Annotated in this window: 17 protein-coding genes, 1 tRNA gene and 3 rRNA genes; 12 read left to right on the plus strand and 9 right to left on the minus strand. The window is 54.0% G+C overall.

Annotated elements, in window-relative coordinates; translation table 11 throughout:
* The 5 genes from thiS to SBG_RS19035 form a co-directional block, all read right to left on the minus strand.
* On the minus strand, positions 1–201 hold the full coding sequence (gene thiS, locus SBG_RS19015) for a sulfur carrier protein ThiS (protein ID WP_000547782.1): 201 nt from the start codon (positions 199–201) through the stop codon (positions 1–3).
* Positions 185–940 (minus strand): thiazole biosynthesis adenylyltransferase ThiF, encoded by a 756-nt coding sequence (gene thiF, locus SBG_RS19020; RefSeq protein ID WP_000999782.1) that lies wholly within the window; start codon positions 938–940, stop codon positions 185–187. The genes thiS and thiF overlap by 17 nt, the downstream gene beginning before the upstream one ends.
* Entirely contained in the window at positions 933–1568 is a 636-nt protein-coding gene (gene thiE / locus SBG_RS19025; RefSeq protein ID WP_000284583.1) for a thiamine phosphate synthase, read from the minus strand. Before thiE ends, thiF begins: the two co-directional genes overlap by 8 nt.
* Positions 1568–3463 carry a phosphomethylpyrimidine synthase ThiC gene (thiC, locus tag SBG_RS19030; protein WP_000108284.1) on the minus strand — a complete coding sequence of 632 codons (1896 nt, stop codon included), beginning with the start codon at positions 3461–3463 and terminating at the stop codon, positions 1568–1570. The genes thiE and thiC overlap by 1 nt, the downstream gene beginning before the upstream one ends.
* 361 nt (positions 3464–3824) lie before the next feature.
* Entirely contained in the window at positions 3825–4313 is a 489-nt protein-coding gene (locus SBG_RS19035; RefSeq protein WP_000934320.1) for an Rsd/AlgQ family anti-sigma factor, read from the minus strand.
* Between the two features lie 92 nt (positions 4314–4405).
* On the opposite strand from SBG_RS19035, the gene nudC reads away from it, so the two are divergent.
* From nudC to SBG_RS19065, 6 genes are all read left to right on the plus strand, one after another.
* Complete coding sequence (nudC, locus tag SBG_RS19040; RefSeq protein WP_000373925.1) at positions 4406–5179, plus strand: NAD(+) diphosphatase; 774 nt, start codon at positions 4406–4408, stop codon at positions 5177–5179.
* 41 nt (positions 5180–5220) lie between these two features.
* Positions 5221–6285 (plus strand): uroporphyrinogen decarboxylase, encoded by a 1065-nt coding sequence (gene hemE, locus SBG_RS19045; protein WP_000137627.1) that lies wholly within the window; start codon positions 5221–5223, stop codon positions 6283–6285.
* Positions 6286–6294: 9 nt separating this feature from the next.
* Positions 6295–6966 carry a deoxyribonuclease V gene (gene nfi, locus SBG_RS19050; protein WP_000362370.1) on the plus strand — a complete coding sequence of 224 codons (672 nt, stop codon included), beginning with the start codon at positions 6295–6297 and terminating at the stop codon, positions 6964–6966.
* Positions 6967–7007: 41 nt separating this feature from the next.
* Entirely contained in the window at positions 7008–7598 is a 591-nt protein-coding gene (locus SBG_RS19055; RefSeq protein WP_000940087.1) for a YjaG family protein, read from the plus strand.
* A gap of 186 nt (positions 7599–7784) precedes the next feature.
* Positions 7785–8057 carry a nucleoid-associated protein HU-alpha gene (gene hupA, locus SBG_RS19060; RefSeq protein WP_001044509.1) on the plus strand — a complete coding sequence of 91 codons (273 nt, stop codon included), beginning with the start codon at positions 7785–7787 and terminating at the stop codon, positions 8055–8057.
* Between the two features lie 11 nt (positions 8058–8068).
* Complete coding sequence (locus tag SBG_RS19065) at positions 8069–8761, plus strand: DUF1481 domain-containing protein (RefSeq protein WP_001083936.1); 693 nt, start codon at positions 8069–8071, stop codon at positions 8759–8761.
* Positions 8762–8849: 88 nt separating this feature from the next.
* Here the strand turns inward: SBG_RS19065 and zraP are convergent, their stop codons facing one another.
* Complete coding sequence (gene zraP / locus SBG_RS19070) at positions 8850–9284, minus strand: zinc resistance sensor/chaperone ZraP (RefSeq protein WP_000828224.1); 435 nt, start codon at positions 9282–9284, stop codon at positions 8850–8852.
* A 250-nt stretch (positions 9285–9534) separates the two neighbouring features.
* Between zraP and zraS the strand changes: the two genes are divergently transcribed.
* Together zraS and zraR are read left to right on the plus strand one after the other, a co-directional pair.
* A complete protein-coding gene (gene zraS / locus SBG_RS19075; protein WP_001010285.1) occupies positions 9535–10932 on the plus strand; it encodes a two-component system sensor histidine kinase ZraS in 1398 nt (465 codons plus the stop codon).
* Between the two features lie 5 nt (positions 10933–10937).
* Positions 10938–12263: a sigma-54-dependent response regulator transcription factor ZraR gene (zraR, locus tag SBG_RS19080; RefSeq protein ID WP_000196679.1), complete on the plus strand. Its 1326-nt coding sequence runs from the start codon at positions 10938–10940 to the stop codon at positions 12261–12263.
* Here zraR and purD read toward each other — a convergent pair.
* Together purD and purH are read right to left on the minus strand one after the other, a co-directional pair.
* On the minus strand, positions 12260–13549 hold the full coding sequence (gene purD / locus SBG_RS19085; protein WP_000866759.1) for a phosphoribosylamine--glycine ligase: 1290 nt from the start codon (positions 13547–13549) through the stop codon (positions 12260–12262). The two genes, zraR and purD, sit on opposite strands and share 4 nt — an antisense overlap.
* Positions 13550–13560: 11 nt before the next feature.
* Positions 13561–15150: a bifunctional phosphoribosylaminoimidazolecarboxamide formyltransferase/IMP cyclohydrolase gene (gene purH / locus SBG_RS19090; RefSeq protein WP_001187489.1), complete on the minus strand. Its 1590-nt coding sequence runs from the start codon at positions 15148–15150 to the stop codon at positions 13561–13563.
* 625 nt (positions 15151–15775) lie between these two features.
* Here purH and SBG_RS19095 point away from each other — a divergent pair.
* The 4 genes from SBG_RS19095 (at position 15776) to rrf (ending at position 20921) form a co-directional block, all read left to right on the plus strand.
* A 16S ribosomal RNA gene (locus tag SBG_RS19095) occupies positions 15776–17317 on the plus strand.
* An 85-nt stretch (positions 17318–17402) separates the two neighbouring features.
* Positions 17403–17478, plus strand: a tRNA-Glu gene (locus SBG_RS19100).
* 220 nt (positions 17479–17698) lie between these two features.
* A 23S ribosomal RNA gene (locus SBG_RS19105) occupies positions 17699–20603 on the plus strand.
* A 202-nt stretch (positions 20604–20805) separates the two neighbouring features.
* A 5S ribosomal RNA gene (rrf, locus tag SBG_RS19110) occupies positions 20806–20921 on the plus strand.
* The 16S, 23S and 5S rRNA genes sit together here with 1 tRNA gene alongside, the layout of an rRNA operon.
* A 196-nt stretch (positions 20922–21117) precedes the next feature.
* On the opposite strand, the gene SBG_RS19115 is transcribed toward rrf, so the two are convergent.
* Positions 21118–21555: an acetyltransferase gene (locus SBG_RS19115; protein WP_000237012.1), complete on the minus strand. Its 438-nt coding sequence runs from the start codon at positions 21553–21555 to the stop codon at positions 21118–21120.
* Positions 21556–21582 lie beyond the last annotated feature (27 nt).

A 21582-nucleotide genomic window follows, 5' to 3' on the forward strand; every position in this document is an offset into this window, starting at 1 on the left:
TCAACCTCCCGCAATAACCTGAAAAAGCAGGATCTGGTCGTCTTCCTGCACGATAAGCCGTCCCCATTGTTCACGAGGTACAATCTGCTGATTTAACGCCAACGCGACGCCGGGTTTCTGCTGATTAAGTTGCGTAAGCAGGTCGGTGAGAGTCAGCCCTTCGGTACACTGCATGGGCTCATCATTAAAAAGTATGTGCATGCTGGCCTCCACAGACCGGGCAGTTTTCGGCGCGGCGTAATGCCAGACTGCGCCACTGGCTGGTTTTGCCGTCGAACAGACGTAGCTCGCCTCCGGGTACCGGCATATCGCTTAGCAGTTTGATGGCTTCTAAGGCCTGCAACGTTCCCATGACGCCAACCACCGGGCCAACGATGCCAGCGGTACGGCAATTCCGCTCCGGCTCTGCTTCCTCCGGCCACAGACAGCGATAGCAGCCTTGCTTCCACGGCGGGGTAAGAACCATCAGCTGGCCACCAAAGCCAACGGCGCTGGCGGTGATAAGGGGGGTATTGTGCGTCACGCAGGCAGCGTTGATTTCCTGACGCGTCGCCATGTTGTCGGTACAATCCAGTACTACATCAGCCTGGGCAACGGCATGGTGCAGCGCCTCGCCGGTCAACCTTTGTTGTAAGGCGATAATATCGATATCGGGATTCAGACGTGATAAACGACGCTGCGTGACCTGAGATTTAGGCCGTGCAATATCATCCGTGGTGAACAGGATCTGTCTTTGCAGGTTGCTCAGATGTACCTCATCATCATCGGCGAGCACCAGCGTACCGATACCGGCACCCGCCAGATATAGCGCGGCAGGTGAGCCTAACCCCCCTAGTCCGACAAGCAGTACCCGACGGGATAACAGTTTTTGCTGTCCCTCAATGGCGATATCGCTAAGCAGGATCTGTCGGCTATAGCGCATGAAATCGCGGTCATTCATCGCCAACCCCCACAATTTTCAGGAGTCGCTGCGTTGCAGTCCGCCAGTCTTCGGCCCCGGTGATAGCGCTGACCACCGCGATACTACCGACGCCGGTTTCCAGCACCGCAGGCGCGCGTTGCAGGCTGATGCCGCCAATGGCAACAGTTGGGTAATCCGCCAGCCGCTCGATGTGACGAGCAAGCTGTTCCAGCCCCTGCGGAGCGGAAGGCATCTGCTTGGTTTGCGTTGGGAAGACGTGCCCCAGTGCGATATAGGAAGGGCGGGTGGCGAGCGCGACGTCTATCTCCATATCATCGTGCGTCGATACGCCAAGGCGTAGGCCCGCCGCTCGTATCGCCTGTAAATCGGTGGTTTCGAGATCTTCCTGACCCAGATGCACGCCGTAAGCGTTGTGTTTTATCGCCAGTCGCCAGTAATCGTTGATAAACAGACGGGCGCTGTAATGACGTCCCAGCGCAATGGCTGCGACCACATCCGCTTCTACCTCTTCATCACGCTTATCTTTGATGCGCAGCTGAAGGGTGCGCACGCCAGCCGCCAGCAGGCGTTCAATCCACACCAGGCTGTCGACCACCGGATACAGGCCTAAGTGGAAAGGAACCGGAGGAAAGTCAGGCTGATACATCACGCGTCCTCCCGCTTCAGATAGATTTCACCGCCTTTGGCGCGAAAGTTTTCCGACATATCGGCCATCCCGATCTCAATGGTTTGCGCAGCGGCGTAGTCGCGTACTTCCTGGCTGATTTTCATGGAGCAGAATTTCGGCCCGCACATGGAGCAGAAATGGGCGACCTTACCGGACTCCTGCGGCAGGGTTTCGTCGTGATACGCGCGGGCGGTGAATGGGTCGAGCGCCAGGTTAAACTGATCTTCCCAACGGAACTCAAAGCGGGCCTTCGACATGGCGTTATCGCGAATTTGCGCGCCCGGATGCCCTTTCGCCAGATCCGCCGCATGAGCGGCAATCTTGTAAGTGACTAGCCCTTGTTTGACATCCTCTTTATTCGGCAGGCCAAGATGCTCTTTCGGCGTGACGTAGCACAGCATCGCACAGCCAAACCAGCCGATCATTGCGGCACCAATACCGGAGGTAAAGTGGTCATACCCCGGAGCGATATCGGTAGTTAGCGGCCCTAAGGTGTAGAATGGCGCTTCATGACAGTGCTCGAGTTCTTCGGTCATGTTGCGGCGAATCATCTGCATTGGCACGTGACCCGGGCCTTCAATCATCACCTGTACATCGTATTCCCAGGCAATTCTGGTTAGCTCGCCCAGCGTATGCAGTTCAGCAAACTGCGCCTCGTCGTTGGCGTCCTGAATCGAGCCCGGTCTTAGCCCGTCACCCAGCGAGAGCGAAACGTCATAGGCGGCGCAGATTTCGCAGATCTCGCGGAAATGTTGGTAGAGGAAGTTTTCCTGATGATGGGAGAGGCACCATTTCGCCATGATTGAACCGCCGCGCGAAACAATACCGGTCAGGCGTTTGGCGGTCATCGGCACGTAGCGCAGCAGCACGCCAGCGTGAATGGTAAAATAGTCCACACCCTGTTCAGCCTGCTCCAGCAGCGTATCGCGGAAGGCTTCCCAGGTGAGATCTTCGGCGATCCCATTGACCTTCTCCAGTGCCTGGTAGATCGGTACGGTGCCGATCGGTACCGGGCTGTTACGCAGGATCCACTCACGGGTTTCGTGAATATAGCGACCGGTGGAGAGATCCATCACTGTATCAGCGCCCCAACGTGTAGACCATACCAGTTTCTCTACCTCTTCTTCGATGGAGGAGGAGACGGCAGAGTTGCCGATGTTGGCGTTCACCTTCACCAGGAAGTTGCGGCCAATAATCATCGGCTCGGATTCAGGATGGTTGATGTTAGCGGGAATAATCGCGCGGCCCGCAGCGACTTCGTCGCGGACGAATTGCGGGGTGATATTTTCCGGCAGACGAGCGCCAAATCCCTCACCCGGATGCTGATGGCGCAGCACTTCACTGCGAATACGCTCGCGGCCCATGTTTTCACGGATGGCGATAAACTCCATCTCGGGGGTGATAATCCCCTGACGGGCGTAATGTAACTGGGTCACACGGTGTCCAGCTTTGGCGCGTTTTGGCGTTAACAGGCCGCTAAAGCGTAGTGCATCCAGGCCATCATCCGCCAGACGCTCTTTAGTATAGGCGGAGCTGCGAGTGCGCAATTGTTCGCAGTCATTACGTGCATCAATCCACGGCTGCCGCAGTTTCGCCAGGCCTTGCTGGACGTTAATTGCGATCTCAGGGTCGCCATAGGGTCCTGATGTGTCATACACCGGGATCGGCTCGTTATCTTCATACTGCGGATTGTTTTTCGTTCCGCCCGTTAACGTCGGGCTTAGCTGGATTTCTCGCATCGGAACGCGAATATCCGATCGTGAACCGGTAATATATATGCGTCTGGAATTCGGAAAGGCGGTGCCTTTCAGCGTATCGATAAAGTGTTGGGCATGTTTGCGCTGCTCGCGGCGGTTCAGTTTTGTTGTAGACATAGCTCATTCCAAAAAATAAGGACGTGGCTTGTCAGACGACGGATGGAGTAATGGATGTGCGCCGCCTGTAAAGGCAGCGGCATAAAGCAGAATTACTCTTGTTCCCTTCGCAGGTATTAACCTGATCAGGTTCCGCGGATCCCGAATTAACGGTCTCAGCCCTTTCCACTTCATCCTTCGCGCTGCTTCTTTGTTGGCTTCGTCCGCTCACGCCTATCACTGACTTATGTAAGTGACTGGCGATTCACTGACCTGCCGCCTTGATGCATCACAAATACTTTGTGGAAATCAGGCACTCCGACAAGATAACTTCCCCTCCGTAGAGGGGACATTTGTAACCTACCTGTTAATAGTACAGAACTCAAGCGGGACGTTTTACCCTGGTGCCATCGTGCATCGCGTCAAATACCAGCATAATCAGCTTATCTTCCAGCACAAAGCGGGCTTCCAGCGCCTCGCCGATGTCTGACAGTGCCTGCTGAAATTCAAAACAGTTATCGTGATCGATAGCGGTTTCCAGGCTGGAGTCGTAATAATTCATGATGCGCTGCGTGTTATCTTCCAGCAGCGGCCAGATTTTTGCCGCATGTAAAAGCTGACCGTTTCCTTCCAATTTATGGAGAATACGTTCATAAATACTGAAGTGTCCGGCAGAAAGGTAATCGACCAGGCTCTGACAAAAATCATCCAGCGCTTTTTCATTCAGCCGCATGTACGATTCTTTGCCAGGCTTAATGCCAACCAGATTGTAGTAAGCCACGAGCAGATGCTTACGTACATGTAGCCAGCGATCGACCAGTTTGTTGCTTCCGCCAACGCGCTCCGTCAAATTTTCCAGCTGGTTTAGCATGATTGTCTCCGCAAGTTAGATAAAGGCTGCTCGCCATAAATGTAAAAATAATGTTAACAACATGCCAGTGAAGCAAAGGTAGTGCAAGAGCTATGGATCGTATAATTGAAAAATTAGATCACGGTTGGTGGATCGTCAGCCATGAACAAAAATTATGGTTGCCGTATGGGGAATTACCACACGGGCTGGCGGCAAATTTTGATCTTGTGGGGCAGCGCGCACTCCGGATTGGCGAATGGCAAGGCGACCCCGTTTGGCTGGTATTACAACATCGACGCCATGATATGGGGTCGTTACGTCAGGTACTCGATCAGGATGCCGGCCTTTTTCAACTGGCGGGACGTGGTGTACAACTGGCGGAGTTTTACCGATCGCATAAATTTTGCGGCTATTGCGGGCACCCTATGCAGCCGGGCAAAACCGAATGGGCGATGCTGTGTAGCCACTGCCGCGAGCGTTACTACCCGCAAATTGCGCCCTGTATTATCGTCGCTATTCGCCGCGAAGACACCATCCTGCTTGCTCAGCATGTTCGTCATCGTAACGGCGTTCACACCGTTCTGGCCGGTTTTGTCGAGGTGGGCGAAACCTTAGAGCAGGCGGTGGCGCGCGAAGTGATGGAAGAGAGCGGGATTAAAATAAAGAACCTGCGCTATATCACCTCGCAGCCGTGGCCATTCCCGCAATCGCTGATGACCGCCTTTATGGCCGAGTATGGTAGCGGCGAGATAGTTATCGACCCGAAAGAGCTATTAGAGGCGAACTGGTATCGTTACGATGATTTACCGTTACTGCCGCCGCCTGGCACCGTTGCGCGTCGACTGATCGAAGATACGGTAGCAATGTGTCGGGCTGAATATGAATGACATGTTAAACTAGCGGCCTGACGCAATAAGGAACTGCAAAAATGACCGAATTAAAGAACGATCGTTATCTGCGTGCGCTGCTGCGCCAGCCCGTTGATGTTACCCCGGTATGGATGATGCGCCAGGCGGGCCGTTATCTACCGGAATATAAGGCTACTCGCGCGCAGGCGGGCGACTTTATGTCGCTGTGCAAAAATGCGGAGCTGGCTTGCGAAGTCACTCTCCAGCCGCTGCGCCGCTATCCGCTTGATGCCGCGATCCTCTTTTCGGACATTTTGACCGTACCGGATGCGATGGGCCTGGGCCTCTATTTCGAGGCGGGTGAAGGCCCGCGCTTTACCGCGCCCGTCGCCAATAAAGCTGATGTTGACCGTCTGCCTGTTCCCGATCCGGAAGATGAGCTGGGTTATGTAATGAACGCTGTGCGGACCATCCGCCGCGAGTTGAAGGGCGAGGTGCCACTGATCGGTTTCTCCGGCAGCCCATGGACGCTGGCGACCTACATGGTTGAAGGCGGCAGCAGCAAAGCGTTTACAGTGATTAAAAAGATGATGTATGCCGAGCCGCAGACGCTACATGCGTTGCTTGATAAGTTGGCGAAAAGCGTCACGCTGTACCTCAACGCGCAAATCAAAGCGGGCGCGCAGGCGGTGATGATTTTTGATACCTGGGGCGGCGTGCTGACCGGGCGCGATTACCAGCAATTCTCACTGTACTATATGCACAAAATCATTGATGGTCTGCTGCGTGAAAACGAAGGCCGCCGTGTGCCGGTTACGTTGTTCACCAAAGGCGGCGGTCAGTGGCTGGAAGCGATGGCGGAAACCGGCTGCGATGCGCTGGGCCTGGACTGGACAATCGATATTGCCGATGCGCGCCGCCGTGTGGGCCATAAGGTTGCTCTGCAAGGCAATATGGATCCATCCATGCTGTATGCGCCGCCAGCGCGTATCGAAGAAGAAGTAGCGACTATACTTTCTGGTTTCGGTCAGGGAGAAGGGCACGTCTTCAACCTTGGACACGGTATCCATCAGGATGTTCCGCCGGAACATGCTGGCGCGTTTGTGGAGGCGGTGCACCGGCTGTCTGCCCAGTATCATCGATAAGGAGTCAGTATGGATCTTGCGTCACTACGCGCTCAACAGATAGAACTTGCATCATCGGTTTGCCGCACGGATCAATTTGAAAAGGATCCGCCGGCGCTGATCGGGGGGGCAGACGTCGGGTTTGAACAGGGTGGAGAAGTGACGCGCGCGGCGATGGTATTGCTGAAATACCCGTCGCTTGAGTTGGTCGAATATAAGGTGGCGCGTATTGCCACCACCATGCCGTATATCCCCGGTTTTCTCTCTTTTCGTGAATATCCTGCTCTGCTGGCGGCGTGGGAACAGCTCTCGCAAAAGCCTGACTTACTGTTTGTTGATGGTCATGGCATTTCACACCCGCGTCGGCTCGGCGTCGCCAGTCATTTTGGCCTGCTGGTGGATGTGCCGACTATTGGCGTGGCGAAAAAGCGTCTGTGCGGTAAGTTTGCGCCGCTGTCCGCTGAACCGGGCGCGCTGGCACCTTTAATGGATAAAGGCGAACAACTGGCATGGGTATGGCGCAGCAAGGCACGCTGTAATCCTCTGTTTGTGGCGACGGGGCACCGGGTCAGCACTGACAGCGCGCTGGCGTGGGTGCAACGTTGTATGAAAGGCTATCGTTTACCGGAGCCAACGCGCTGGGCTGATGCCGTCGCTTCCGGACGTCCGGCATTTGTTCGTTGGCAAGAAATTCAGCGCTGATTCAGGTAAACTGCCGCTAATTTCCGATTTGAGATTCCATCATGTTACAAAACCCGATTCATCTGCGTCTGGAGCGGCTGGAAAGCTGGCAGCATGTTACCTTTATGGCCTGCTTGTGCGAACGCATGTACCCGAACTACGCCATGTTCTGTAAACAGACAGCATTTGGCGATGGACAGATTTATCGCCGTATCCTCGATCTAATCTGGGAAACGCTGACGGTGAAAGACGCGAAGGTGAATTTTGACAGCCAGCTGGAGAAGTTTGAAGAGGCCATTCCGTCTGCCGATGATTACGATTTATATGGCGTTTATCCGGCGATCGATGCTTGTGTTGCATTAAGCGAATTAATGCATTCTCGTCTCAGTGGCGAAACGCTGGAACATGCCATTGAGGTCAGTAAGACTTCCATTACCACGGTGGCGATGTTGGAAATGACTCAGGCTGGTCGGGAAATGACCGATGAGGAGCTCAAAACGAACCCGGCAGTCGAACAGGAATGGGATATTCAGTGGGAAATATTCCGACTTTTAGCGGAATGCGAAGAACGTGATATTGAACTGATAAAAGGGCTCAGGGCAGACCTGCGCGAGGCTGGCGAGAGCAATATCGGTATAAATTTTCAGCAATGACACCAGAAAACGTGATTTAACGCCTGATTTGTCGTGCCATAAGGCTTCCCTTCTGCCCCCCGTCTGGTCTACATTTGGGAGGCGAAAAAAAGTGGCTATCGGTGCGTGTATGCAGGAGAGTGCTTTTCTGGCATTTCCGTCGCACTCGATGCTTAGCAAGCGATAAACACATTGTAAGGATAACTTATGAACAAGACTCAACTGATTGATGTAATTGCAGACAAAGCAGAACTGTCTAAAACCCAGGCTAAAGCTGCTCTGGAATCCACTCTGGCTGCTATTACTGAGTCTCTGAAAGAAGGCGATGCTGTACAACTGGTTGGTTTCGGTACCTTCAAAGTGAACCACCGTGCTGAGCGCACTGGCCGCAACCCGCAGACCGGTAAAGAAATCAAAATCGCCGCCGCTAACGTACCGGCATTTGTTTCTGGTAAAGCTCTGAAAGACGCAGTTAAGTAAGACGCGTAGCTGTGAACAGTTTTATCGAAGGGGCTCGTCAGCCCCTTTTGTCTGTCTGGCGTCGTACGCTTCTGCTTTTGGGCGCGCTGTTGCTGACCGCCTGCAGTCATGATGCTTCACCGCCACCGTTTACCGCCAGTGGTTTTGCCGACAACCAGGGCGCAGTGCGTATCTGGCGTAAAGATACGAACGATGAAGTCCATCTGCTTTCCGTTTTTAGTCCGTGGCGTAACGGTAGTACTACCACCAGTGAATATCGCTGGCAGGGTGATACGCTTTCGCTTATTGAACTCAATATTTACAGCAAACTACCAGAACATATTCGCGCACGTTTTGATGCTCGCGGCGAACTCAGTTTTATGCAGCGTGAAGTCGGGGGACAGAAACAGCAGCTTTCCAACGATCAAATTGCGTTGTATCGCTATCGCGCCGAACAGATCCGTCAAACCAGCGACGCATTGCGCCTGGGACGGGTTATATTACGCCAGGGACGCTGGCACGCCGACCATACGGTTACAACCTGCGAAGGCGAAACGCTAAAGCCGGATCTGGACTCATGGGCCATAAGCCATATTGAGCGCCGCCAGAACCGCTCATCAGTAGAGGTGAGTGTGGCATGGCTGGAAGCGCCCGAAGGGTCACAACTTTTACTGGTCGCCAATGAAGACTTTTGTCACTGGCAACCAAAAGAGAAAACATTTTAGCACCGGATAAGACACTAATGCGTCTTATCCGGCCAGGGGCGTTCATTTGTAGGTCTGATAAGCGTGGTCGTTATCAGGCATTACGTCTTTACCAGTGCCCCATTCCCCTATGACCGCCGCGCCCGCCACAATCGCCGTAGCCCATACCTGCGCCGCGTGGTATGCCAGCCTGCGCCATGGCGACATCCCGTTTCACGCGTTGTTCATCCAGCTTCAGACTTAATGATTCCATCTCTTTGGCAACGGCATTGATTTTTGTGGTATCTGGCGAACTGGCGGTCAACAGCGCGTTGTACTCATAACGTTTGGATATCAGTTGCTGGCGTAATGCGCTGGTCTGCGTATAGTAATCATCATAAATCTTTTGCGCGGTCGCCTGCTGTTCTGTCGTTAACGGACTGCCTCCCTGTTGCCACATGCCGTCATTATTGCCCCAGTGATGTCCGGCAAAGGCGCCGCCGGAACTCAGAGCCAAAAGAGAGAGGGCGATTAGCGCGATACCTGATTTAGTGTTCCGTTTCATTTTGCGTTCTCCTGTTGCTCATCTTATCCTCTTTCTTGCATCTTCCGTGCCAGGTATTCATTCCCGGCCAGGCGGCGTCCTGACTTGTTTATAGCTGCAAAAAGTGAGTAAAAATGACTCGCGCAATCTGCCCGTTGAGTCATTTTTACCCGCCCTTCCAGCAGGTTGTGCTGAAACACGCGGCTATGTGCCGCGAAAAATGGCATGATTACTGCTTACAAGGAAAAGAAAATACGGACAGGGAGAGGTGGTGAATTTTATGCGATTACATAAGGATGCCGCTGCAACATGGCTGAGTTGGTTACTACCGATAGCTATCTTCATTCTGGTAGGACTGTTTTCCATTATGGTCATTCGTGACTATGGCCGCGAGAGCGCCGCTGCCAGGCAAACACTGTTGGAAAAAGGAAATGTACTCATTCGCGCTCTGGAGTCCGGTACGCGAGTAGGCATGGGAATGCGGATGCATCACGCGCAGCAACAGACACTACTGGAAGAGATGGCGGGCCAGCCCGGCGTATTGTGGTTCGCTGTGACGGATGCGCAAGGCATTATCATTATCCATAGTAACCCTGGCATGGTAGGTCAGCCGCTTTATTCCGCGTCTGAAATGCATCAACTCAATCCCGGATCGCAAGAACGCTGGCGGCGCGTAGAATTTACGACCAATGGTAAGCTGATGCCAGCGCTGGAGATTTACCGCCAGTTCCAGCCGCTTTTCGGTATGAGAGGCCATGGTATGGCGGGATACGGAAGCGCACACTGCGCCAGCGACGATGAACCTGCGCAGCAAACTATTTTTATTGCCTTTGATGCCAGCGATCTGGTCGCGACCCAGGCAAGGGAGTGGCGTAACACGCTAATTGTCCTGTCGGCTTTAGCGGCGGTGCTGCTGGCAACGTTACTGGCGTTTTTTTGGCATCAGCGCTATCAGCGTTCGCACAAAGAGTTACTTGATGCGATGAAGCGTAAAGAAAAACTGGTAGCAATGGGGCATCTGGCGGCGGGGGTCGCTCATGAAATTCGTAATCCGCTTTCATCCATCAAAGGGCTGGCGAAATACTTTGCCGAGCGCACGCCTGCTGGCGGCGAGTCGCATGAACTGGCGCAAGTGATGGCTAAAGAGGCTGATCGCCTGAATCGGGTGGTAAGCGAATTGCTTGAACTGGTCAAGCCCGCGCATCTGGCACGCCAGTCGGTCAATCTCAATGATATTATTACCCACTCCCTGAATCTGGTAAGCCAGGATGCGCACAGTAGAGAGATTCAGCTGAGATTCACCGCTAATGAGACGCTCCCCTGCATTCAGGCTGACCCGGATCGGCTAACTCAGGTATTGCTGAATTTATATCTGAATGCTATTCACGCGATTGGGCGCCAGGGAACAATTACCGTAGAGGCGAACGAAAGCGGGGCTGACCGCGTTATCATCACCGTTACCGATAGCGGGAAAGGCATCGCGCCGGATCAGTTGGAGGCGATTTTTACGCCTTACTTTACGACGAAAGCGGACGGAACTGGTCTTGGGCTGGCGGTGGTGCAAAATATCATCGAACAGCATGGCGGCGGGATTAAGGTGAAGAGTACTGAGGGGAAAGGCGCAGTCTTTACTCTCTGGTTACCCGTTAACGCGAGACAACAGGACTAACAAGGATGACACGCGGAAAAATCGATATTCTGGTTGTAGATGATGATGTAAGCCACTGCACGATTTTACAGGCGTTGCTTCGGGGCTGGGGCTATAACGTTACGCTGGCCTACAGTGGACGTGATGCGCTGGCTCAGGTCCGCGAGCAGGTCTTTGATCTGATACTGTGCGACGTACGCATGGCGGAGATGGACGGTATTGCCACGCTGAAAGAGATCAAGCTCCTTAACCCGGCTATCCCAATTTTAATCATGACGGCATTTTCCAGTGTGGAAACCGCGGTAGAGGCGCTCAAGGCAGGGGCGCTGGATTACTTAATTAAACCGCTGGATTTTGACAGCTTACAGGAGACTCTGAAAAACGCACTGGCGCATACGCGAGATGCCGCCGTTGAGCTACCGTCGTTGCCAGCCGCGCAGTTTGGTATGGTGGGGAAAAGTCCGGCGATGCAGCAGTTACTCAATGAGATTGCGATGGTGGCGCCTTCCGATGCAACCGTGTTGATTCACGGTGAATCCGGGACCGGCAAAGAGCTGGTGGTGAGAGCGCTTCATATCAGCAGTGCCCGGCGCAATAAACCGCTGGTGACGCTTAACTGCGCGGCGCTGAACGAGTCATTGCTGGAGTCCGAACTGTTTGGCCATGAGAAAGGGGCGTTTACCGGTGCGGATAAACGGCGGGAAGGGCGCTTTGTGGAGGCGGACGGCGGGACGCTATTTCTTGACGAAATCGGTGATATCTCGCCGCTGATGCAGGTGCGCCTGCTACGTGCGATTCAGGAGCGGGAGGTCCAGCGGGTTGGCAGCAATCAGACAATCTCCGTCGATGTACGGCTGCTCGCCGCCACGCATCGCGATCTGGCGCAGGAGGTTCAGGCCGGGCGTTTTCGTCAGGATCTGTACTATCGCCTGAATGTGGTGGCCATTGAAATACCGCCTTTACGCCAGCGCCGGGAAGATATTCCACTCCTGGCCGAGCATTTTTTACGTCAATTTGCCGGACGTAATCGGAAAGCGGTGAAAGGCTTTACTCCGCAGGCGATGGATCTGTTAATTCACTACGACTGGCCGGGCAATATTCGCGAGCTGGAAAACGCTATCGAACGGGCGGTGGTCTTGTTAACGGGCGAGTACATTTCCGAGCGTGAGCTTCCTCTGTCTATCGCCGCAACGCCGATAAAAACGGAATATGATGGGCCAATTCAGCCGCTGGTGGATGTGGAAAAAGAGGTGATTCTGGCGGCGCTGGAAAAAACGGGCGGCAATAAAACGGAAGCCGCCCGCCAGTTAGGGATTACGCGTAAAACGCTACTGGCGAAACTGTCTCGCTAGTTTTGCTCGCGTTCAATAGCACGCCAGCCGATATCCTTACGGCAGAAACAATCATCCCAGTGGATATTGGCCATTAAAGAATAAGCGCGTTTTTGCGCCTCGGCCACGGTGTGACCCAGCGCGGTGGCGCACAGTACACGGCCACCGCTGGTAACCACCTGCTCGTTATCCGTCAGTTGGGTTCCCGCATGGAACACCTTGCCGTCCGCCGCGTCTTCCAGCGGCAGGCCATGGATCACATCGCCGGTACGGTAATCGCCTGGATATCCTCCCGCCGCCATAACCACGCCAAGCGACGCGCGTTCATCCCACTCGGACGTCTTCTCATCCAGTTTACCTTCACTGGCTGCCAGGCAAAGATCCACCAGATCCGATTTCATGCGCAGCATGATCGGCTGGGTTTCCGGATCGCCAAAGCGACAGTTGAATTCGATGACCTTCGGATTGCCTTGTTTGTCGATCATCAGGCCCGCGTACAGGAAGCCAGTATAGGTGTTACCTTCCGCTGCCATGCCTTTCACGGTTGGCCAAATGATGCGTTCCATGGTGCGCTGATGAACGTCATCAGTGACGACCGGAGCCGGGGAATAAGCGCCCATACCGCCGGTATTCAGGCCGGTATCGCCATCGCCTACGCGTTTGTGGTCCTGGCTGGTGGCCATTGGCAGAACGTGCTCGCCGTCGACCATTACGATAAAGCTTGCTTCTTCGCCGTCGAGGAACTCTTCAATCACGATGCGGTGGCCCGCATCGCCAAAGGCATTACCCGCCAGCATATCCTGCACGGCGGCTTCCGCTTCTTCGAGCGTCATCGCCACGATAACGCCTTTACCGGCTGCCAGACCGTCAGCTTTGATAACGATCGGCGCGCCTTTCTCACGCAGATAAGCCAGCGCAGGCTCAATCTCGGTAAAGTTTTGGTACTCTGCGGTCGGGATGTTATGCCGCGCCAGGAAATCTTTGGTAAATGCTTTAGAGCCTTCGAGCTGTGCTGCGCCCCGCGTCGGGCCAAATATTTTCAGGCCAGCCGCGCGAAAAGCATCCACCACGCCATTCACCAGCGGCGCTTCCGGGCCGACAATGGTCAGATCGATCTTTTCATTCTGCGCAAAGCTCAGCAGCGCCGGAATGTCCGTTACCCCAATCGCGACGTTTTGCAGCCCCGGCTCCAGCGCGGTACCGGCGTTGCCTGGCGCCACGAAGACAGTTTCTACTTTTGGCGACTGCGCCGCTTTCCACGCCAGTGCGTGCTCGCGCCCGCCGTTACCGATCACTAATACTTTCATCTGTAGCTCCATTAATGGCGGAAGTGACGCATACCAGTGAAGATCATCGCGATACCATGTTCATCAGCGGCGTCAATGACTTCATCATCACGGATAGAACCGCCAGGCTGGATCACGCAGCTCACGCCTACCGCAGCAGCGGCATCAATGCCATCGCGGAACGGGAAGAAGGCGTCGGAGGCCATCGCGGAACCTTTCACTTCCAGCCCCTCATCACCGGCTTTAATGCCCGCGATTTTGGCAGAGTACACGCGGCTCATCTGGCCTGCGCCTATGCCGATGGTCATGTTCTCTTTGGCATACACAATGGCGTTGGATTTCACAAACTTTGCCACTTTCCAGCAGAACAGCGCATCGCGCAGCTCCTGTTCGGTAGGTTGGCGTTTGGAAACCACGCGCAGTTCAGCTTCGCTCACCATACCCAGATCCCTGTCCTGAACCAGCAGGCCGCCGTTAACGCGTTTGAAGTCCAGGCCTGGCACGCGGCTTGCCCACTGGCCGCAGGTCAGAACACGGACGTTCTGCTTGGCAGCGGTAATTTTCAGCGCTTCTTCGCTTGCGGATGGGGCGATGATCACTTCGACAAACTGGCGGGAGATGATGGCCTGCGCGGTTTCGGCATCCAGCTCGCGGTTGAAGGCGATAATGCCGCCGAACGCGGAAGTCGGATCGGTTTTATAGGCGCGATCGTAAGCGTCGAGAATAGAGGTACTTACCGCCACGCCGCACGGGTTAGCGTGCTTGACGATTACGCAGGCTGGCTCGTTGAACTCTTTCACACACTCCAGCGCCGCGTCGGTATCAGCGATGTTGTTGTAGGAAAGCGCTTTGCCCTGCACCTGCTGTGCGGTGGCAACGGACGCTTCTTTTACATTTTCTTCTATATAGAAAGCAGCCTGCTGGTGGCTGTTCTCGCCGTAGCGCATATCCTGCTTCTTAATGAAGTTCAGGTTCAGCGTACGCGGGAAGCGACCGGCGGCGTCTTTGCTTTCGCCGTGGTAAGCCGGAACCATGCTGCCGAAGTAGTTGGCAATCATGCTGTCGTAGGCGGCGGTGTGTTCGAATGCCTTGATGGCGAGATCGAAACGGGTGTCGAGGGTCAGAGAACCTTCGTTAGCGTCCATCTCTTTAATAATGGCGTCGTAGTCGCTGCTCTTCACCACGATGGCGACGTCTTTATGGTTCTTCGCGGCGGAGCGAACCATCGTTGGGCCGCCGATATCGATGTTCTCTACCGCATCTTCCAGCGAGCAGCCTTCGCGCGCCACGGTCTCGGCGAACGGATACAGGTTAACGACAACCATATCGATAGGGGCAATGTGATGCTGTTCCATAATAGCATCGTCCTGGCCGCGACGACCGAGGATGCCGCCGTGGACTTTTGGATGCAGGGTCTTTACGCGTCCATCCATCATTTCCGGGAAACCGGTGTAATCGGAAACTTCAGTCACCGCCAGGCCTTTTTCTGCTAACAGGCGGGCGGTGCCCCCCGTAGACAACAGCTCCACACCGCGTGCGGAAAGTGCCTGGGCGAATTCGATGATACCGGCCTTGTCAGAAACACTGAGCAAAGCGCGGCGGACTGGACGACGTTGTTGCATGGTAAATCCCCTGGATTCGACAATTACAGAGAGCGTTAGCTGAATTTTTCGTAAAAAACTCAGCTAACGCCCCTTATGGGGCATTCTCATTTTGCGGCGACATTGTAACGAAAACGTTTGCGCAACGCTCGCGAATTTTTCTTTTAAAATACCGGTCCCGCTTTTATCCCTGAAAGATCGTTTGCAGAGTGAGAAGATCCAGGAAATGAACACGCATTTTGTGGATAAGTCTGTGTGTAAATGGGTATAACTAAGGGTTTTGCTGGGGAATGCAGCAAACAGTCATTTTTCTGCAATTTTTCTATTGCGGTCAGCAGAGAACTCCCTATAATGCGCCTCCATCGACACGGCGGATGTGAATCACTTCACACAAACAGCCGGCCGGTTGAAGAGAAAAATCCTGAAATTCAGGGTTGACTCTGAAAGAGGAAAGCGTAATATACGCCACCTCGCGACGGTGAGCTGAAAGCCGCGTCGCAACTGCTCTTTAACAATTTATCAGACAATCTGTGTGGGCACTCGAAGATACGGATTCTTAACGTCGCAAGACGAAAAATGAATACCAAGTCTCAAGAGTGAACACGTAATTCATTACGAAGTTTAATTCATTGAGCATCAAACTTTTAAATTGAAGAGTTTGATCATGGCTCAGATTGAACGCTGGCGGCAGGCCTAACACATGCAAGTCGAACGGTAACAGGAAGCAGCTTGCTGCTTTGCTGACGAGTGGCGGACGGGTGAGTAATGTCTGGGAAACTGCCTGGTGGAGGGGGATAACTACTGGAAACGGTGGCTAATACCGCATAACGTCGCAAGACCAAAGAGGGGGACCTTCGGGCCTCTTGCCACCAGATGTGCCCAGATGGGATTAGCTTGTTGGTGGGGTAACGGCCCACCAAGGCGACGATCCCTAGCTGGTCTGAGAGGATGACCAGCCACACTGGAACTGAGACACGGTCCAGACTCCTACGGGAGGCAGCAGTGGGGAATATTGCACAATGGGCGCAAGCCTGATGCAGCCATGCCGCGTGTATGAAGAAGGCCTTCGGGTTGTAAAGTACTTTCAGCGGGGAGGAAGGCGACAAGGTTAATAACCTTGTCGATTGACGTTACCCGCAGAAGAAGCACCGGCTAACTCCGTGCCAGCAGCCGCGGTAATACGGAGGGTGCAAGCGTTAATCGGAATTACTGGGCGTAAAGCGCACGCAGGCGGTCTGTCAAGTCGGATGTGAAATCCCCGGGCTCAACCTGGGAACTGCATCCGAAACTGGCAGGCTTGAGTCTCGTAGAGGGGGGTAGAATTCCAGGTGTAGCGGTGAAATGCGTAGAGATCTGGAGGAATACCGGTGGCGAAGGCGGCCCCCTGGACGAAGACTGACGCTCAGGTGCGAAAGCGTGGGGAGCAAACAGGATTAGATACCCTGGTAGTCCACGCCGTAAACGATGTCGACTTGGAGGTTGTGCCCTTGAGGCGTGGCTTCCGGAGCTAACGCGTTAAGTCGACCGCCTGGGGAGTACGGCCGCAAGGTTAAAACTCAAATGAATTGACGGGGGCCCGCACAAGCGGTGGAGCATGTGGTTTAATTCGATGCAACGCGAAGAACCTTACCTGGTCTTGACATCCACAGAACCTTGTAGAGATACGAGGGTGCCTTCGGGAACTGTGAGACAGGTGCTGCATGGCTGTCGTCAGCTCGTGTTGTGAAATGTTGGGTTAAGTCCCGCAACGAGCGCAACCCTTATCCTTTGTTGCCAGCGATTAGGTCGGGAACTCAAAGGAGACTGCCAGTGATAAACTGGAGGAAGGTGGGGATGACGTCAAGTCATCATGGCCCTTACGACCAGGGCTACACACGTGCTACAATGGCGCATACAAAGAGAAGCGACCTCGCGAGAGCAAGCGGACCTCATAAAGTGCGTCGTAGTCCGGATTGGAGTCTGCAACTCGACTCCATGAAGTCGGAATCGCTAGTAATCGTGGATCAGAATGCCACGGTGAATACGTTCCCGGGCCTTGTACACACCGCCCGTCACACCATGGGAGTGGGTTGCAAAAGAAGTAGGTAGCTTAACCTTCGGGAGGGCGCTTACCACTTTGTGATTCATGACTGGGGTGAAGTCGTAACAAGGTAACCGTAGGGGAACCTGCGGTTGGATCACCTCCTTACCTGAAAGAAACGGTCTTTGCAGTGCTCACACAGATTGTCTGATGAAAAGTAAAAAGCAAGGCGTCTTGCGATTGAGACTTCAGTGTCCCCTTCGTCTAGAGGCCCAGGACACCGCCCTTTCACGGCGGTAACAGGGGTTCGAATCCCCTAGGGGACGCCAGCGTTCGAACTGATGAGGTCAAACCTCCCAGGGGACGCCACTTGCTGGTTTGTGAGTGAAAGTCACCGGCCTTAATATCTCAAAACTGGCTTACGAGTCACGTTTGAGATATTTGCTCTTTAAAAATCTGGATCAAGCTGAAAATTGAAACAATGAACAGGCAACTGTTCATGAGTCTCTCAATTATCGCAATCTGAAGAGAAACATCTTCGGGTTGTGAGGTTAAGCGACCAAGCGTACACGGTGGATGCCCTGGCAGTCAGAGGCGATGAAGGACGTGCTAATCTGCGAAAAGCGCCGGCGAGGTGATATGAACCCTTGACCCGGCGATGTCCGAATGGGGAAACCCAGTGTGACTCGTCACACTATCATTAACTGAATCCATAGGTTAATGAGGCGAACCGGGGGAACTGAAACATCTAAGTACCCCGAGGAAAAGAAATCAACCGAGATTCCCCCAGTAGCGGCGAGCGAACGGGGAGGAGCCCAGAGCCTGAATCAGCAGGTGTGTTAGTGGAAGTGTCTGGAAAGGCACGCGATACAGGGTGAGAGCCCCGTACACGAAAATGCACCTGCTGTGAGCTCGATGAGTAGGGCGGGACACGTGGTATCCTGTCTGAATATGGGGGGACCATCCTCCAAGGCTAAATACTCCTGACTGACCGATAGTGAACCAGTACCGTGAGGGAAAGGCGAAAAGAACCCCGGCGAGGGGAGTGAAAAAGAACCTGAAACCGTGTACGTACAAGCAGTGGGAGCACAGGTTTACCTGTGTGACTGCGTACCTTTTGTATAATGGGTCAGCGACTTATATTCTGTAGCAAGGTTAACCGAATAGGGGAGCCGGAGGGAAACCGAGTCTTAACCGGGCGTTAAGTTGCAGGGTATAGACCCGAAACCCGGTGATCTAGCCATGGGCAGGTTGAAGGTTGGGTAACACTAACTGGAGGACCGAACCGACTAATGTTGAAAAATTAGCGGATGACCTGTGGCTGGGGGTGAAAGGCCAATCAAACCGGGAGATAGCTGGTTCTCCCCGAAAGCTATTTAGGTAGCGCCTCGTGAACTCATCTCCGGGGGTAGAGCACTGTTTCGGCTAGGGGGCCATCCCGGCTTACCAACCCGATGCAAACTGCGAATACCGGAGAATGTTATCACGGGAGACACACGGCGGGTGCTAACGTCCGTCGTGAAGAGGGAAACAACCCAGACCGCCAGCTAAGGTCCCAAAGTCATGGTTAAGTGGGAAACGATGTGGGAAGGCCCAGACAGCCAGGATGTTGGCTTAGAAGCAGCCATCATTTAAAGAAAGCGTAATAGCTCACTGGTCGAGTCGGCCTGCGCGGAAGATGTAACGGGGCTAAACCATGCACCGAAGCTGCGGCAGCGGCACGCAAGTGTTGTTGGGTAGGGGAGCGTTCTGTAAGCCGTTGAAGGTGTGCTGTGAGGCATGCTGGAGGTATCAGAAGTGCGAATGCTGACATAAGTAACGATAAAGCGGGTGAAAAGCCCGCTCGCCGGAAGACCAAGGGTTCCTGTCCAACGTTAATCGGGGCAGGGTGAGTCGACCCCTAAGGCGAGGCCGAAAGGCGTAGTCGATGGGAAACGGGTTAATATTCCCGTACTTGGTGTTACTGCGAAGGGGGGACGGAGAAGGCTATGTTGGCCGGGCGACGGTTGTCCCGGTTTAAGCGTGTAGGCTGGTTTTCCAGGCAAATCCGGAAAATCAAGGCTGAGGCGTGACGACGAGGCACCACGGTGCTGAAGCAACAAATGCCCTGCTTCCAGGAAAAGCCTCTAAGCGTCAGGTAACATCAAATCGTACCCCAAACCGACACAGGTGGTCAGGTAGAGAATACCAAGGCGCTTGAGAGAACTCGGGTGAAGGAACTAGGCAAAATGGTGCCGTAACTTCGGGAGAAGGCACGCTGACATGTAGGTGAAGCGGTTTACCCGTGGAGCTGAAGTCAGTCGAAGATACCAGCTGGCTGCAACTGTTTATTAAAAACACAGCACTGTGCAAACACGAAAGTGGACGTATACGGTGTGACGCCTGCCCGGTGCCGGAAGGTTAATTGATGGGGTCAGCGCAAGCGAAGCTCCTGATCGAAGCCCCGGTAAACGGCGGCCGTAACTATAACGGTCCTAAGGTAGCGAAATTCCTTGTCGGGTAAGTTCCGACCTGCACGAATGGCGTAATGATGGCCAGGCTGTCTCCACCCGAGACTCAGTGAAATTGAACTCGCTGTGAAGATGCAGTGTACCCGCGGCAAGACGGAAAGACCCCGTGAACCTTTACTATAGCTTGACACTGAACACTGGTCCTTGATGTGCAGGATAGGTGGGAGGCTTTGAAGCGTGGACGCCAGTCTGCGTGGAGCCGTCCTTGAAATACCACCCTTTAATGGCTGGTGTTCTAACGTGGGCCCCTGACCGGGGTTGCGGACAGTGTCTGGTGGGTAGTTTGACTGGGGCGGTCTCCTCCCAAAGAGTAACGGAGGAGCACGAAGGTTGGCTAATCCTGGTCGGACATCAGGAGGTTAGTGCAATGGCATAAGCCAGCTTGACTGCGAGCGTGACGGCGCGAGCAGGTGCGAAAGCAGGTCATAGTGATCCGGTGGTTCTGAATGGAAGGGCCATCGCTCAACGGATAAAAGGTACTCCGGGGATAACAGGCTGATACCGCCCAAGAGTTCATATCGACGGCGGTGTTTGGCACCTCGATGTCGGCTCATCACATCCTGGGGCTGAAGTAGGTCCCAAGGGTATGGCTGTTCGCCATTTAAAGTGGTACGCGAGCTGGGTTTAGAACGTCGTGAGACAGTTCGGTCCCTATCTGCCGTGGGCGCTGGAAGATTGAGGGGGGCTGCTCCTAGTACGAGAGGACCGGAGTGGACGCATCACTGGTGTTCGGGTTGTCATGCCAATGGCACTGCCCGGTAGCTAAATGCGGAAGAGATAAGTGCTGAAAGCATCTAAGCACGAAACTTGCCCCGAGATGAATCTTCCCTGAGACTTTAAGTCTCCTGAAGGAACGTTGAAGACGACGACGTTGATAGGCCGGGTGTGTAAGCGCAGCGATGCGTTGAGCTAACCGGTACTAATGAACCGTGAGGCTTAACCTTACAACGCCGAAGATGTTTTGGCGGATTGAGAAGACGAACAATTTTCAGCTCAGATTCCGGATTGTAGTACGCAATAATTTGCGCAGCAGCAAGGCGGCAAGCGAAGGAAAGGAAGGAGCATACTGAAGTATGTGACTGACTTTACGAGTGCAGCCAACGCCGCTGATGCGATAAAGTATTGCGTACCGAGCACAAGAATTTGCCTGGCGGCACTAGCGCGGTGGTCCCACCTGACCCCATGCCGAACTCAGAAGTGAAACGCCGTAGCGCCGATGGTAGTGTGGGGTCTCCCCATGCGAGAGTAGGGAACTGCCAGGCATCAGACAAGAAGAAGCCCATCCTGACGGATGGGCTTTTTTGCGTCTGTGGCCTGACAGGACAGCGCCGCAGACCGGATAAGGCGAGGCCGCCTCCCGGTGGTGCCGGGAAGATACAGTCAGACCGCCTAATGGCGTTACGCTTATCAGTCCTATATCCACTGGACCTTATCTGGCCTACGGTAGAGCGCCATCACTTAAGGGTGGACTAAATTCAACAATGGATAAGGTTTTCCAAGATCGTCGACTTCTGAACGCCCCGTCACTTTGAACCCCATTTTCTGATAAAAACCCACAGCCTGATCATTCTGCTCATTAACATTAGTCGTCAAATGAGGTGCCAGCGATAGGGCATGCTTTACCAGCATCTTGCCGACGCCCTGACCGCGAGCGTCAGGATCAACAAACAGAGCATCCATATGCTCACCGGTAAGCAACATAAACCCGACCGGGTCGTCCTGTTCTGTTACTGCTACCCATAGCGGCGCTTCAGGTAAAAATGAACGGACCAGTTCTTCGAGCTCAAGACGATACGCTTTTGATAGAAAATTGTGTGTGGCATCGACGGAGCGACACCAGATCGCAATCAGTTTTTCTCCTTCATCTTGTCGTGACCGACGGATGCTAATAACCATATCTTCTCCTTTTCGTTATGCTTATAT

Source organism: Salmonella bongori NCTC 12419 (assembly GCF_000252995.1).
Classification (GTDB): Bacteria; Pseudomonadota; Gammaproteobacteria; order Enterobacterales; family Enterobacteriaceae; genus Salmonella; species Salmonella bongori.

Coding starts and splice junctions, on each gene's coding strand:
- thiS (WP_000547782.1), bottom strand. CDS start 201: ATGCACATACTTTTTAATGATGAGCCCATGCAGTGTACCGAAGGGCTG.
- thiF (WP_000999782.1), bottom strand. CDS start 940: ATGAATGACCGCGATTTCATGCGCTATAGCCGACAGATCCTGCTTAGC.
- thiE (WP_000284583.1), bottom strand. CDS start 1,568: ATGTATCAGCCTGACTTTCCTCCGGTTCCTTTCCACTTAGGCCTGTAT.
- thiC (WP_000108284.1), bottom strand. CDS start 3,463: ATGTCTACAACAAAACTGAACCGCCGCGAGCAGCGCAAACATGCCCAA.
- SBG_RS19035 (WP_000934320.1), bottom strand. CDS start 4,313: ATGCTAAACCAGCTGGAAAATTTGACGGAGCGCGTTGGCGGAAGCAAC.
- nudC (WP_000373925.1), top strand. CDS start 4,406: ATGGATCGTATAATTGAAAAATTAGATCACGGTTGGTGGATCGTCAGC.
- hemE (WP_000137627.1), top strand. CDS start 5,221: ATGACCGAATTAAAGAACGATCGTTATCTGCGTGCGCTGCTGCGCCAG.
- nfi (WP_000362370.1), top strand. CDS start 6,295: ATGGATCTTGCGTCACTACGCGCTCAACAGATAGAACTTGCATCATCG.
- SBG_RS19055 (WP_000940087.1), top strand. CDS start 7,008: ATGTTACAAAACCCGATTCATCTGCGTCTGGAGCGGCTGGAAAGCTGG.
- hupA (WP_001044509.1), top strand. CDS start 7,785: ATGAACAAGACTCAACTGATTGATGTAATTGCAGACAAAGCAGAACTG.
- zraP (WP_000828224.1), bottom strand. CDS start 9,284: ATGAAACGGAACACTAAATCAGGTATCGCGCTAATCGCCCTCTCTCTT.
- zraR (WP_000196679.1), top strand. CDS start 10,938: ATGACACGCGGAAAAATCGATATTCTGGTTGTAGATGATGATGTAAGC.
- purD (WP_000866759.1), bottom strand. CDS start 13,549: ATGAAAGTATTAGTGATCGGTAACGGCGGGCGCGAGCACGCACTGGCG.
- purH (WP_001187489.1), bottom strand. CDS start 15,150: ATGCAACAACGTCGTCCAGTCCGCCGCGCTTTGCTCAGTGTTTCTGAC.
- SBG_RS19115 (WP_000237012.1), bottom strand. CDS start 21,555: ATGGTTATTAGCATCCGTCGGTCACGACAAGATGAAGGAGAAAAACTG.